The following is a 16,085-nucleotide window of genomic DNA, read 5'->3' on the forward strand; positions in this document are numbered from 1 at the left end:
GAGATCGACGCCCGGCCCGGCGGCCAGGTAGGCCACCAGCCGCTCGCCTCCCCCGGCGGGGGCGGCGACCACCACGGCGGTGTGCACGACACCGGGGGCCGATCCGAGCACCGACTCGATCTCGCCGAGTTCGATGCGCTGGCCGCGCAGCTTCACCTGGAAGTCGTTGCGACCCAGGTATTCGAGTTCACCGGCGGCATTCCAGCGTCCGCGGTCACCGGTGCGGTACAACCGCGCACCGGCCGGCCCGAACGGGTCGGCGACGAAGGTCTGGGCGGTCAGGCCGGGCCTGGAGGCGTACCCGCGTGCCAGCTGGGCTCCGCCGAGGTACAGCTCACCGGCCACGCCGACGGGCACCGGACGCAGCCGCGCGTCGAGCACGCGCACCGACGAGTTCCAGACCGGGGTTCCGATCGGGATATTCTGCGGCGGCGGCCCGGTAACGGCACCGTAGGTGATGTCGACGACGGCCTCGGTGGGACCGTACTGGTTGACCAACAGCGCATTCGGAAGTGCGGCCGCCAGTCCCGACGCGAGGCCGGGCAGCAGCGCCTCGCCGCCGGAGAAGATCCGGCGCAGGCTGGCGAGCCGCTCGATGCCGACACCGGTGGCCCCGTCGAGGAAGGCGGCGAGCATCGAGGGGACGAACTTCACCGTGGTCACGCCGTGGCGCTCGATGAGCCCGGCGAGATGACGCGGATCGCGGTGGCCGCCCGGTTCGGCGACGACGACCGGCGAGGCATTGAACACCGGCCCGAAGAACTCCCAGACCGAGGCGTCGAAGGTGTACGGCGTCTTCAGCAGGAAGCAATGCGGCCCTTCGCCGTTCGATTCGCTGAACCACGCTAGGGTGTTGCGCAGCGCACCGTGGGTGACGGTGACACCCTTCGGGCGTCCCGTCGATCCGGAGGTGAAGATCGTGTAGACGGCGTTGTCCGGATGGACGACCCCGAGACGGTCGGCCTCGGTCACCGGAGGTACGTGCGCGTCCGGGAGCGGAGTCGAGGCGTCGACACGCACGATCCGGCCACCGAACTCGTCGAGGACGGACGGGATCGCTCCGGGACCGACGACGACGGTCGCCACCTGCGCGGTGTCGAGGATGTACTGCCCGCGTTCGGCCGGGCTCTCCGGGTCGACGGGAACGTAATGCCCACCGGCGGCGACGATTCCGTGTACCGCGACCATGATCTCGACCGACCGGTCGAGACAGACGCCGACCGCGACATCCGGACCCACACCCGCGTCGATGAGTTCGCGCGCCAGGAGTGACACGCGGGCGGCGAACTCGGCCTGATCGACCACGCGGTCGTCGAAGATGACCGCAGGCGCATCGGGAGCCGAGGCGGCGTTCGACGCCACGAGGTCGGCCACGATGTGCGGTGATCCCACCGCGACCCGGGCGCCGGTCGCGAAGTCGTCGAGACGCGATGACTCGTCCGGCAGCACGAGCCCGGCGTCACCGACAGGACGCGACGGCGCGCTCAGGACTCCGGTCAGCACGGCGACGAGTCGACGGGTCAGGGTGTCGATCGAGGACTCGTCGAACAGGTCGGTGGCGTAGATGACCGATCCGGACCACCGGCGCCCGTCGTCTCCCCGGTCGATCGCGAAGTTCAGGTCGACCTTCGCACCCGGCGCGGCCGGCGGAAGGGGCTCGAAACCCAGATCGCCGATGGAACCACTCTGTTCGGCGTCGATCGCGAAGTCGGCGGAGGCCGACTGGTCGAACGTGAGATTCACCTGGGCGAGCGGGGCGAACGCCTCCGTGCGGACCGGGTTGAGTTTCTCCACCAGCGTCTCGAACGGGACGTCCGCGTTCGCGAAGGCATCCAGGTCGGTGGTCCGGACCCGGTCCAGCAGGGTCTCGAAGGACTCGCCCGCGTCGACCGGGACCCGGAGCACCAGCGTGTTGACGAACATGCCGACGAGCGGGTCGAGAGCGGCCCGCCCACGGCCGGCGATCGGGGTACCGACCACGATGTCATCACCGGCCGAGAGCCGCGCCAGCAGCACGGCGAGTGCTGCGTGGACGACCATGAACGGGGTGACGCCCCGCTCGGCGGCCACGCGTTCGATCGCGGTCCCGATCTCGGCCGGGATGTCGAAGTCGAACCGGGCGCCGCGCTGCGACGCCACGGCCGGACGCGGGCGGTCGGTGGGCAACTCGAGCAGCTCCGGCGCACCGGAGAGCCGGCCGATCCAGTGGTCGAGCTGGGCGGCGATCAGCGAATCGGGGTCCCCGGTCGAACCGAAGACGTCGTGCTGCCAGAGCGCGTAGTCGGCGAACTCCACCTCGAGTGGCGCGAACACCGGGTCCAGGCCTTCGACCCTGGAACCGTACGCGGTGAGCAGGTCGGCCAGCATCGGTTTCATCGACTCGCCGTCGGCGGCGATGTGGTGGACGACCACCACGAAGACGAACTCATGGTCGGCCACCGGCCATAGGCGCGCCCGGATCGGCCAGTCGACGGTCACATCGAAGCCGCCGGTCACTGCTGACTCGATTTCCCCCTGGGAACCCACGACCGCCCAGTCCAGCCGGTCTACGACCTCGTCCGGGCCGGCGATGTGCTGATGGGGTACACCGTCGACCTCGGGGAAGGTGGTGCGCAACACGGCTTGCCGTGCGACGAGGTCGGCGACCGCCGCGCGCAGGGCCTCGGTGTCGAGGTCGCCGCGCAAGCGCAGCGCGATCGGGATGTTGTAGGCCGACGACGCGGGCTCGAACCTGTTGATGAACCACAGGCGCTGCTGGGCGAACGACAGCGGGATCCGCTCCGGGCGCGGCGAGACCGCGACCACGGGCGGCAGACCGGATCCGCGTCCGGCGACCGCGGCGACGAGATCGCGGACGGACGACGCCTCGAACACGTCCCGCACCGACACCTCGGTCCCGAGTGCATCGGCAACGCGCGAGGCGAGGCGGGTCGCGGATAGCGAGTTGCCACCGAGATCGAAGAAGCTTGTCGTGACCCCGATCTCGTCGACACCGAGCACCTCGGCGAAGACCTGCGCGACCGCGGTCTCCTGCGGGCCGGTGGGCGCGACGATCTCCTCGACGACGGTGGCCGAGTCGGGTACCGGAAGGGCATCGCGGTCGAGTTTGCCGTTGGCCGTCAACGGCAGCGTGTCGACGTCGATGATCTGGTCGGGGACCATGTACGACGGCACCGCGCGCCCGGCGATGCGCCGGACCTCGGCGGCCTCGACCGCGTCGCCCGCGTCGCGGACCAGGTAACCGATGAGTTGCTCACCGCGGCCGGGGATGTCGACGACACGTGCCGCGGCCGCACTCACACCCGGCACCGCCAGGAGTGCCGCCTCGATCTCACCGAACTCGATCCGATAACCGCGCAACTGCACCTGCGCATCGCCGCGGCCGAGGTACTCGATGTCATCGCCGACCCGGCGCGCCAAGTCGCCGGTGCGATACATCCGGGACCCGGGCTCGCCATAGGGCGAGGCCACGAATCGCGTCGCGGACAGGCCGGCGCGTTTCAGGTAGCCCTGCGCCAGTTGTCCACCGGTGACGTACATCTCGCCGACGATGCCCTCTGGCACCGGACGGAGACGCTCGTCGAGCACATGGATGGCCAGCGACGACAGCGGACGACCGATGAAGCTCGCGTCATCGGCCGCCACCGACGACGGGTTCAGCGGACGGAAGCTGACGTGCACGGTCGTCTCGGTGATGCCGTACATGTTGACCAGCGAGGTGGCCTCGCCCGGATGATCGTCGAACCAGCGTCGGACCTGCTCGAAGCTGAGCGCCTCGCCGCCGAACACGATGTAGCGCAACGACAGTGCGGTCCCACGGCGCCGGCGGGCCTCGGCGAGCTGATAGAACGCCGAGGGCGTCTGACTCAGCACGGTGACCCGTTCGCGCGCCAACAGGTCGAGGAACTCCTCCGGCGCCCGCGCCAGGTCCCGGTCGACCAGGACCAGACGACCTCCGGACAGCAATGGTCCCCACAGCTCCCAGACCGAGAAGTCGAACGCGTACGAATGGAACATCGTCCACACGTCCGTCTCGTCGATGTCGAAATCATCGTCGGCGGTGTCCATCAGGGTCACCACGTCGCGGTGGGTGACCTCGACACCCTTGGGCCGGCCCGTGGAACCCGACGTGTAGATCACGTAGGCACGCGAATCGGGATGAACCGTAACCGGTTCCGAAGTCGCAGCGGCACCTTCAGCGATCAGCTGCGCGACCGGCACCACCGGCGTGGTGCCCAACTGGGACCACAGTTCGAAGTCCGCGGTCGTGTCGTCGATGATCACCGCGCTCGGCGCGGCATCGGAGACGATGAAACGCAGGCGGTCGACCGGATTGGTGGTGTCCAGCGGCAGATAGCCCGCGCCGGAACGCAACACACCCAGGATCGAGGAAACGAGATCGACGCCGCGGGAGGTCGCCACGGCTACGAGATCGCCGGTGGAGACTCCTCGCGCACTCAGGGCCGCGGCGACCGCGGCGGAACGTTCGTCGATCTCGCGGTAGTCGAGTGTGGACGTGGTGTCGGTGACCGCCGGACGATCGGCGTGGGTGCGCGCTGCCCGCGCGAACAACTCGGCGAGCGAGGCGTCGGTGTTGCGGGTCCGGGTCACCGGCGGCGTGAGCTCGCTCCGGTACTCGGCGTCGTCGAGCAGGGAGATGGCGCCGACCGCAACCGTCGGGTCGTCGACCAGCGCACGCAGGATGCGGACGAGCGCATCGGAGTACACGTGGACCTGTCGCTCGTCGAAGGCGGCGGGCAGATACTTCAGTTTCAGCTCGATCTGGTCGCCGACCACGCCGGTCACCAGATTCAGCGGGTAGTGGGTCGAGTCGGTGGCGTCGAGATCCTCGATCCCGATGCCGCCGGCGTCGGCCCCCTGCTTCAGCGACTGGGCGTCGACCGGATACGACTCGTGCACCGCGAGGGTGTCGAACAGCTGTCCGCGACCGACGAGTGCGGTCAGCTCGGACAGTCCGAGGTGCTGGTGGTCGAGCACTACGACCTTCGAGGCCTGCAGCGCGTCCAGGACGTCGGCGGCGCGGGCGCCCGGGTCGACGTCCGCGACCGCGGGCAAGGTGTTGATGAAGAGGCCGACCATCGTCTCGACGCCGTCCAGATCGGCCGGACGTCCGGAGACGGTCTCGCCGAAGACGACCGTGCGCTGGCCGGTGATGCGCGAGAGCAGCACCGCCCAGGCGAACTGCATCACCGTCGAGACGGTGACTCCCCGTGCGCGCGTGAGGTCGTCGACGGCGGAGGTGATCTCGGCCGGGAGCAGCACGCTGTGATCGCGCGGAAGCTGATCGGAGGTCGCCTCGCGGCCGGAGCCGACGAGGGTCGGCTCGTCGACGGCGGACAGCACCGACCGCCAGGCCGCCAGTCCCGCTTCGGTGTCGGAGGCGGCGATGTACCGCAGGTAGTCGAAGTAGTCTCCCCGAGCCCCGGATTCGGCGGCGACGGTGCCGGTGTAGGTCTGACCGGTGGCGTACAGCGCGAACAGGTCGGCCATGATCAGCGGGCTCGACCAGCCGTCGATCAGGATGTGGTGGCTGGTGACGACCAACGTCGAGCGTGTGCCACTGCGGACGAGAACGAACCGCATGAGCGGGCCGGACTCGAGGTCGAACGGCGTCGCGCGTTCGACCTGCGCGACCGCGTCGATCGCGTCGTCGCCGTTATCCGCATCCACTGTCCGCCAGGGGATCTCGACCGTCTCCGGAACCACCGCGACGACCTCGCCGCTGGGTACCCGGACGAAACTGGAGCGGAGTACCCGATGGCGGGCGAAGACCTCGCGCACGGCCTCGGCGAGACGGGTGGCGTCGACCTCGCCCTTGAGCGTGAGAACCGCCTGCGCAGTGTAGACGTCGACCGCCCCGGCTTCGCGGCCCGCCGCGGCGAGTTCGGCCTGGAACTGCAGGCCGCGCTGCAGCGGCGACAGCGGCCACACGTCGGCGCCCGGATACCGCCGGGCCAGGTGATCGAGATCGTCCTGGGTGACGCGCGCACCGAGGACATCCGACGGGGAGAGTCCCGGATCGCCGACGCGGGCGACCTCGTCGACGATGGTCGCGAGCTCGGCGTCCCAGCGCCGCGCGAGGTCGTCGACCGCCTTGGTGTCGATCGCGCCGCGCGGGAACGTGAATCCCGCGACGAACTCGCGACCGCTGTCGCCGATCGCGATTCCCGCGTTGATGCTCAGCAGGTTCGGCACGACCATGGCGCCGGTGACCGTGCCGGGCAGGCGCGGTGCGGCGGGGTCGGGCAGGAACGGCATGCCCGCCTCGCCCACGGCCGAGGCGTTCTCGCCGCCGGCCCCGGTTCCCGCGACGTTGCCGAGGTAGTTGAAGCCGATGCTCGGCAACGGTCGCCGGGACAGCTCGGTGTCGCCGTAGCGGAGGAGTCCGTAACCGATCCCGTTGTCGGGCTGGCGGACCCGCTCCTCCTTGGCGAGCTTGACCGTGTGGACGGCGTCACCGCGGACGTCGACGGCCATCGGCGCGATGGTCGTGAACCACCCGACGGTCCGGGACAGATCCACGGTCCGCGGATCGGTTCCGCGTAGCAGGGTTTCCTCGTATCGGCCGTGACCCTCGAGCAGGATGGTCACCGGCCGGTCGTCGGCGATGCCCCGGGCCTGCTGCCACGACCGGACAGCGCGCGCCAGAGCAGCCACGAGAGCGTCGTTGACGTTGCCGCGGAAGGCGGTCGGCACCGACGTCAGCAGCGCCTCGGTCACCGACGAGCCGACCGTGTGCACCACGGTCTCGGTGGTCGACATGCGGTCACGCGCGCGGTCGACCTCCGCCCCGAGGTCGGTGACCCGTTCCGGCGACCGTTCGAGCCAGTAGCGCAGCTCGTCGGATCGCCCGGCCCGCTGGGCGTCGAGCGCGGCGGTGAAGGCGCGCGCCGAGGTGACCTCCGGTCGCAACGAATACGCCTGACCGCCTTGATGTTGCGCCCACGCGGTCAGCAGGTCCTCGATGATGACCCGCCACGAGACGGCGTCGACGCCCAGGTGGTGGATGACGACGACGAGCCGTGCGGCGGCGTCGGGGTCGGTGACCAGAACGGCCGCGACGAGCTGCCCGGTGGTCGGGTCGAGACGCCGCGAGGCGTCCTCGAAGGCCGCGACGACGGTGTCGGAGAAGCCGAGGTCAGCGGTCCGTACCGGACTCGCGAGGGCGGTGACGGCGCCGGGATGCAGTGGCGCGACGCCGGTGCGCATGAGCCATTCGCCATCGGCCTGCCCGGGTTCGACCGCCGCGCTGAGCATCGGATGCACGGACACGACCTGCGCGAGGAGTTCCTGCGCGATCTCCACGGTGAGTCCGGCCGGCGCGGTCAGCACCATGGACTGGGAGAAATCGGCGAAGTCGGTGACCACGTCGGTCTGATCGAGGATCCACGAGACCACCGGCGGCACGGCCATGGGGCCGATCCCGCCGCCGGCCGGTTCCTCAAGGGCGGGCACCCGCTCGCCACGGGCGCCGACGGCGCGGGCAATCGCCCGAACGGTCTTGTGCTCGAAGATGTCTCGAGGCGACACATCGATCCCGGCGGCCCGCGCGGCCGAAGCGACCTGAATGGACATGATGGAATCGCCGCCGAGGGCGAAGAAGGAGTCGGTGACGCTGACGCGTTCGAGACCCAGGAGTCCGGCGATGATCGTGGCGAGCTGCTGCTCGACCGGCGTCTCGGCGTCGACGTGATCGGAGTCGACCTCGATGGTCGGCGCGGGGAGAGCCCGACGATCGAGCTTGCCCACCGGGGTCAGCGGCAGTGCGTCGAGCACGACGATCCCGGCCGGCACCATGAACAACGGCAACCGGTCGGCGAGATGTTCACGCAGCGTGGCGATGTCGACTGCGTCGCGCAACACCACGTAGGCGGCGAGCGCCGCGACGACCGACTGTCCACTCGCGGCGAGCCCGCCGTCGGAGTCGACGCCGACGACGACCGCGGAGGCCACCGCGGGGTGATCGCCGAGCGCACTCTCGATCTCGCCGAGTTCGATACGCAGACCGCGAAGCTTGATCTGGTCGTCGCTACGACCGACATAGTCCACCGAGAGCGACCCGTCGCGGTCACGGGCCCAGCGGACGATGTCCCCGGTGCGATAGATCCGGTCGCCCGGCGCGCCGAAGGGGTTGGCGACGAAGCGCTCCGCGGTCAGACCGCGGCGCGCGAGGTAGCCGCGCGCCAGGGCCGGGCCGCTCACGTACAGTTCGCCCGCCACCCCGACCGGAACTGGGCGGAGCCGGGAGTCGAGCACCAGCAGGTCGACGCCGCCGATCGGCGGTCCGACGAGGACCGGTTCCTCGACCCGCATGGGCGGGCCGATCGCGACACCGATCGTGGCCTCGGTGGGTCCGTAGAGGTTCTGGAAGCGCACCAGTGGTGCCCAGCGGTCACGCAAGGTGTCCGGGACCGCCTCACCGCCCGCGTAGACGGTGTGCAGATCCGGGAGGTCGGCCGGATCGAGGGAGGCGAGCACTGTCGGGGTGAGGAATGTATGGGTCACGCGGTGCTCGCGCATGAAGTCCGCGAGCGGTGCACCGGCCACCGCGTCGCGGTGCCGGTACACGACGGAGGCACCCACGGTGAAGGCGAGCAGATACTCGAGTACGAAGGCGTCGAAACTGGGTGAGGCGAAACCCAGGACGCGTGAGTCCGGGGTGATTCCGGATTTCTCCGCGGCCTCGACGCCGAAGTTGCGCAGGCCGCCCGCGGTGACCTCGACGCCCTTGGGCGTACCGGTCGATCCGGACGTGTAGATCACGTAGGCCGTGTCGTCGGCCCCGACCGCGCTCGGCCGGTCGGCGTCGGTCACAGGCGAATCACTGGCCGCCGCAACGGCTTCGATGAGCTCCGGCGAGTCCAGTTCCAGCCACTCGCTGCCGGGAATCCCGGGCCCGGCCACGTCGCCGAGCGTGAGCCCGAGCCGCGCACCGGAATCGGTGATCATGTGCGACACGCGATCCGCCGGGTAATCCGGGTCGATCGGTACGTACCCGGCCCCGGTCTTGGCCACCGCCCAGATCGCGACCATCAGTTCCGCCGACCGCGGGATGAGCAGCGCGACCAGGGTGCCGCGGCCGATGCTCCGATCCAGCAGGTGACGAGCCAGCCGGTTCGACGCGGCATCGAGCTCGCCGTACGTCAATGACCGCTCGGGGTCGACGACCGCGGTCCGGTCCGCTCCGCCGCGCCGGACCGCGGCGGCGAACAGCTCGGCCAGCGGCACGGCCGGCGTCGCGGGCTGACGGCCCACGGGGGTCAGCAGCTCGCGCTCGTCGGTGTCGAACAGGTCGGCGTCACCCACCGGCACGGTCGCGTCGGTGACCAGCTCGTGCAGCAACCGCGCGAATCGATCCATCATCCGCGCGACCGTCGCCTCGTCGAACAGGTCCGTGGCGTAGTTGACGCGGCCGATCCAGGATCCGCCGCGACCCCCGCGGAGTCCGACCGTCAGGTCCACCTTGGCCGAGTTCTCCTCGGTCTCCACCACTTCCACCGCGAGATCGTCGATGTCGGCGACGAGAGTGGACGGATCCGCGGGAGTGGGGTCGACGGTCAGCAGGATCTGCGTCAGCGGCGCGAAGGCCTCCGAGCGCGACGGCGCGAGTGCGTCCACGACCGCCTCGAAGGGGGCATCGGCGTGGGCGAAGGCGTCGAGATCGGTGACCCGCACGGCGTCGAGAAGGTCGGCGAACCGCTGCGCCGGGTCGACCACGGTCCGCAGCACGAGCGTGTTCACGAACATGCCGACCAGCGGATCCAGCGCGGCGTCGCCGCGTCCGGCGATCGGGGTGCCGATGGCGATGTCGTCGGTGGCCGAGAGTCGCGACAGCAGCACCGCCAGTGCCGCATGGATGACCATGAACTCGGTGACACCACGCTCGATGGCGAGATTTCGGACGAGATCTGCTGTCGCCGAGTCGATCTCGAAACCGACTTCGGCGCCGGCCATCGACGCGACCTTCGGACGCGGACGGTCGGCGGGGAGTTCGAGCACCTCGGGAAGCCCGGCCAGCGCGGTGCGCCAGTAGTCGACCTGCGCCGAGACCCGCGAATCCGGGTCGTCGATCGAGCCGAGCTCACGACGTTGCCAGAGCGCGACGTCGGCGAACTGCACCTCCAGCTCGGCGAAGTCGGGCGAACGACCCTGGGAGCGCGCGACATACGCGGTCACCACGTCGGTGACGAGCGGGCGCATCGATTCGCCGTCGCCGGCGATGTGGTGGATCACGATGAGGACGATGTGTTCGAGGTCGTCGACGCGATGCACGCGGATGCGGATCGGTCGCTGCACCGCGACGTCGAAACCCGCGCCGGCGGCGGCGAACAGGTCGGATTCTTCGTCGACGACATCCCAGTCGAGTTCGGCGCCCACACCGGTGGCGTCCCCGATGACCTGTTGCGGTGCGCCGTCGATCGACGGGAACACCGTGCGGAGCACTTCTTGACGCTCGACGACGTCGACCATCGCGGCACGCAGCGCGGCGAGGTCGAGCTTGCCGCGCAGGCGCAGGGCGATCGGGATGTTGTAGGCCGCCGAGCTGGTGTCGAACTGGTTGATGAACCAGATGCGTTGCTGCGCATAGGACAGCGGGATCTCATCCGGGCGCGGGCGCACCGCGGTCACCGGCGGGAGGCCGGGTACGCGGTCGGCGACACGCTGTGCGAGCTCACGCACGCTCGGTGCGTCGAAGAGGTCGCGGACGCTGACCTCGACGCCGAGCGCCGCACCGGCGCGGGCCGCAACCCGCATCGCGGCCAGGGAGTTGCCGCCGAGATCGAAGAAGGAGTCGACGACCGACACCCGCTCGACCCCGAGGACCTCGGCGACGACAGCTGCCAGGGCCTGCTCGGCCGGTGTCGTCGGCTCGACGATCTCGGACTCGGACACGGTGGGCGCCGGCAGCGCGCGCCGGTCGACCTTGCCGGAGGCGTTACGGGGCATCTCGTCGAGGACGACCCACAGTGTCGGGCGCAGGTGGGTGAGCAACCGTTCCGCGGCGAAGGCGCGGACCGTGTCGACGTCCACGGTGTCGCCCGGATGGCCCGTCAGGTAGGCGACGAGCGCATCACCCGCGGAGGTGGTGGTCACCGCGGTAGCAGCGGCGACCACGCCCGGCGCGGCGGACAGGACTGCCTCGGTCTCGCCGAGTTCGATGCGCTGTCCGTGGATCTTGACCTGGAAGTCGGCTCGGCCGAGATACTCGAGTTCACCGTCGGCGCGCCAGCGTGCGAGGTCGCCGGTCCGGTACAACCGCGAGCCCGCTGGGCCGGCCGGGTCGGCGACGAACGCCTGGGCGGTCAGCGCCTGAGCGCCGGCATACCCGCGGGCCATCTGCGCGCCACCCAGGTACAGCTCGCCGGGAACGCCGGGCGGCACCGGGCGGAGGCGGTTGTCGAGGACCCGGGCCGTCACGCCCGGCGCCGGGCGGCCGATGGTGACGACCTCGACCGGTTCGACCAGGGGCCGGATCGTCGCGTCCACCGTCATCTCGGTCGGCCCGTACTGGTTGACGACCACCGCGTGCGGGGCGGCCGCGAGCGTCTGCTGCGTCACCGCGGGGGTGAGTGACTCACCGCCGGTGAAGATCTGACGCACCGAGGACAGACCGGTGGCGGGATCGAAGCTCTCGTCGAGGAACACCGCGAGCAGCGATGGCACGAACTGAACGGAGGTGACCCGCTCGTCGGCGATGACGCGGGCGAGATGCGCCGGATCACGGTGGCCGTCGGGTGCTGCGACCACGGCGGTGGCGCCCGCGACGAACGGCCAGAACAGCTCCCAGACCGAGGCGTCGAAGGTGTAGGGGGTCTTCACCAGCACCCGTTCGTCCGCCGGGTCACCGGTGTAGGCCCCGAACCAGGACAGCATGTCGTGCAGGCCCCGGTGGGTGACCGTCACACCCTTGGGCTGTCCGGTCGAGCCCGAGGTGAACAGCGTGTAGACCGGGTGCCCGGCGCGCAGCGCCACCGGACGATCCGCGGGGGTGAGGGGAGCCGACGCAGCGGTCGCGAGCGCGTCGAGATCGACGGTGACGAAGGTTTCCGGAACGGTGGACGCGGCCTCGGCCCAGCTCGGACGTGCCCCGGCGACGATCACCGTCGACGCACCGGACAGCGCCAGCTGCCGGCGGACGACCTCGGCCGGCGCCTCCGGGTCGATCGGCACGTAGGTTCCGCCGGCGAGCACGATCCCGTGGATCGCAACGAGCATCTCGACCGACCGCGGAACGGCAACCGCGACCGCCACATCCGGCCCGACACCCTGCTCGAGCAGTCGTCGTGCGAACGCGTGGACCAGCGCACCGTACTCGGCATGGTCGTAGGTGCGCCCGCCCGCGCGGACGGCGGGGCGGGAAGCGTTGCGGGCGAACGAGTCCGCCAGCGCATCCGCGACCGTGACGACCTGCCCGGGACCGGCGTCGGTGTCAGCCGCACCGACCCATCGTTCGATCGCCTCGTGCTCGGCCGAGGTCATCAGCTCGGCGTCGCCGACAGGCGCATCCGGGTCCGCGGTCAGGGCGTCGAGAAGGCGGACGAACCGATCGGCGAACAGGCGCACCGATTCCGCGTCGTACAGGTCGGTCGCATAGAGCACGGAGCCCTGCCAGTTGTCGCCGTTGTCGGCGATGCCGACGGTCAGGTCGACGCGCGCGGAGAGTTCGTCCGGTTCGGCCGGGGTCACGGCCAGGCCGCCGGCCTCGTCGATCGTCCCCCCGCCGATCGTCAGCGTCTGCGAGGCCAGGTCGGCGATGGCCGACTGGTCGAAGGCGAGCCACACCTGCGCGAGGGGCGCGTAGGCCTCGGTGCGCAGCGGGTTCACCCGTTCGACGACCGCCTCGAAGGGGATGTCCGCGTTCGCGAAGGCCTCGAGATCGGTGCGGCGGACGTCGTCGAGCAGCTGGCCGAAGCCGGCCGAGGAGTCGACTCCGGTCCGGAGGACCAACGTGTTGACGAACATCCCGACCATCGGGTCGAGGATCGACTGGCCACGACCGGCGATCGGCGTTCCGACGGTGATGTCCTCGGTCGCGGACAGGCGCGAGAGCAACACCGCGAGCGCCGCATGCGCGACCATGAACGGGGTCAGCCCGCGATCGCGGGCCAGACGCGCAACGCGCTCCGAGACCTCCTGCGGCACACTGAATTCGACGCGTGCACCGCGCTGTGAGGCCACGGCCGGACGTGGGCGGTCGGTGGGCAGCTCGAGCACGTCGGGCGCGCCGTCGAGTTGCCGCGCCCAGTACTGGAGCTGTGCCCCGATGAGCGAGGAGTCGTCGGTGGCGGCGCCGAACACCCGACGCTGCCACAGCGCGACGTCGGCCATCTGGACCGGCAGCGGTTCGAACGCGGGCGCACGCCCGGCGACCCGTGCGGTGTATGCGGTGATCAGGTCGGTCACCAGCGGCGCCAGGGATTCGCCGTCGCACGAGATGTGGTGCACCACGATCCCGAGGACCGCCTCGGTGCTTGAGATCCGGGAGAAGCCGACGCGCACCGGCAGTTCCGCGACCAGGTCGAACCCGCCGAGCATCACGTGCGGCAGCGCCGCTTGCGGCACCTCGCGCCAGTCGAGCATCGCAGCCGCTGCCGACGGCTCGTGGACGAGCTGATAGGCGTCGCCGTCGGCTTCGGGATAGGTGGTCCGCAGGACCTCGTGGCGCGTCATGACGTCGAGCAACGCCGCACGCAGCGCGTCGGCGTCCACGTCGCCCGACAGCCGCAGGACCATCGGGATGTTGTAGGCGGGCGAGGCCGGGTCGAACCGGTTGATGAACCACATGCGCTGCTGTGCAAGCGACAGCGGGATGCGGTCCGGACGGTCGGCGACGGGCTCGATCGGGGGCAACCCCGGGCGCTTCGACGCCGCGGCCAGTGCGAGGTCGCGAACCGTCGGGGCATCGAAGAGGTCACGGACGGTGAGGTCGACGCCGAGCGTCTCCGCGGCGCGGCCGACGATGCGGGCGGCCAGCAGCGAGTTGCCACCGACGTCGAAGACCGACTCCAGAACGCTGATGTCCTCGAGTCCGAGCACCTCCGCGAAGATGTCCCGCAGGGCTGCCTCGGTGTCGTTGTCGGGCGCGACGAACTCGGTCGTCGACGCCAGCACCGGCCGCGGCAGTGCGCCGCGATCGAGTTTGCCGTTCTGCGTCAGCGGCAGCCGCTCGACCGTCATGACGACGTCGGGGACCATGTACTCCGGCACCGTGGCCGCGACTCGGCGGCGCACGACCTGTTCATCGACCTCGGTGCCCTGCTCGGGAACCACGTAGGCGGCGAGGATCTCACCCCGGTCGGGCAGATCCACGACGTTCGCCGCACCCGCCGCGATCCCGTCGACACCGACGAGTGCGGCTTCGATCTCGCCGTACTCGATACGGAATCCGCGGAGCTGGACCTGGGCGTCCGAGCGCCCGAGGTACTCGATGTCCCCACCGACGCGACGCGCCAAATCGCCGGTCCGGTACATCCGGTCACCGGAGCCGTCGGGCGCGAACGGGTTCGCGACGAAACGGGTGGCGCTCAGTCCGGCTCGGCGCAGATAACCCTGCGCGAGTTGCGTTCCGGTGACGTACATCTCGCCGATGACGCCCTCGGGCACCGGCCGCAGCCGCGAGTCGAGGATGTGGATGTCCAGCGACGACAACGGCCGTCCGATGAACGACGCGTCACCCGCCGACACCGCGTCGCGGTCCAGGGCGCGGTAGCTGACATGCACCGTGGTCTCGGTGATGCCGTACATGTTGACCAGTTGCGCCGGATCGGCCGGGTTGTCGTCGAACCAGCGCCGGACCTGCTCGAAACTCAGCGCCTCGCCACCGAACACGATGTAGCGCAGCGCAAACGCGGCCTGCTTCTGCCGCTGGGCGGTGATGAGCTGGTAGAAGGCCGACGGCGTCTGGCTCAGCACCGTGACCCGCTCGGTCTCGAGCAGCTCGACGAAGGCGTCCGGATCGCGCGTGGTGTCCTGGTCGACCACGACGACGCGCCCGCCGGTGACCAGCGGTCCCCAGATCTCCCAGACCGAGAAGTCGAACGCGTAGGAGTGGAACAGCGTCCACACGTCGTCCGGACCGAACGAGAACTCCTCCGCCGCGGCCTTCATCAGCGCGACGACCTCGTGATGCGAGACGACGACGCCCTTCGGCCGGCCCGTCGAACCCGAGGTGTAGATCAGGTAGGCCGGCAGCCGCTCGTCGAGGGCCTCCCCCGCTCCCTGAGGAGCCCCGGAGCTTGCGGAGGGGCGTGCCTCCTCTGCTCCCTGAGGAGCCCCGGAGCTTGCGGAGGGGCGTCTCGAAGGGTCCGCCCCCGCTGCCGGGAACTCCCCGGCTGCCAACTCCTCGGGCGCCGCGAACCGCACGTCGATGACGTCCCACGCCGCGGCGAGTTCCGCGTCGGCGAGCACCAGCAGCGGCGCGGCGTCGTCGATGATCGACTGCGCGCGCGCAACCGGCTGGGAGCGGTCGAGAGGCAGGTACGCCGCCCCGGTCTTGAGGACGGCGAGCAGGGCCACGATCAGCTCGGCACGGCGCGCGAGCGCGACACCTACGAGGCGACCCGGACCTGCGCCGATGGCGCGGAGTGCGCCGGCCAGCACCTCGGACCGCTCGTCGAGCTCGCGATAGGACAGTACGGTGCCGGTCGCGTCGCTGACCGCGGGCCGGTCGGCGTGGCGGGCCACCGCGGAACGGACGAGACCGGGCAGTGAGCCGAGGTCGGTGCTGCCGATCAGCTCCAGGGCCCGCTCTCGGATCAGCCCGATCGCGCGCCGGGTGGCGTCGGCGATCTCCGCGGGTGCGCGGCCGGCGGCGGCCTCGGTCTGGGTGACCCCGGCGCCGACGGCTGCCTCGGTGTCGAGCCCCTGGGCGACGAAGATCTGGGCCGTAGCCGAGACCCGTGCGTACAGCTCACCGAAGGTGACCGGACCGGACGCCGCCTCGTAGGCGGTCTCGGAGGGTGCGACGCCGGCCGAGAAGGCGATCAGGTGCAATGTCGAAGGCCGCGAGCCCCAGGTGAGAGAGATGTTGGAGGCCGTTGAATCGACATCGGTCACGTCTGAGT

General features: G+C 70.5%; 1 protein-coding gene (cut by a window edge). It reads right to left on the bottom strand.

Features of this window, described 5'->3' with window-relative positions; translation table 11 throughout:
• On the bottom strand, positions 1 to 16,077 hold the 5' portion of the coding sequence (locus GOALK_RS23160) for a non-ribosomal peptide synthase/polyketide synthase (RefSeq protein ID WP_157139169.1). Its footprint begins 25,986 nt before the window's first position; only the first 16,077 of its 42,063 coding nucleotides appear in the window; the start codon lies at positions 16,075 to 16,077; its stop codon lies off the left edge, out of view.
• Between the last annotated feature and the right edge of the window lie 8 nt (positions 16,078 to 16,085).

The organism is Gordonia alkanivorans NBRC 16433 (assembly GCF_000225505.1).
Lineage (GTDB): Bacteria > Actinomycetota > Actinomycetes > Mycobacteriales > Mycobacteriaceae > Gordonia > Gordonia alkanivorans.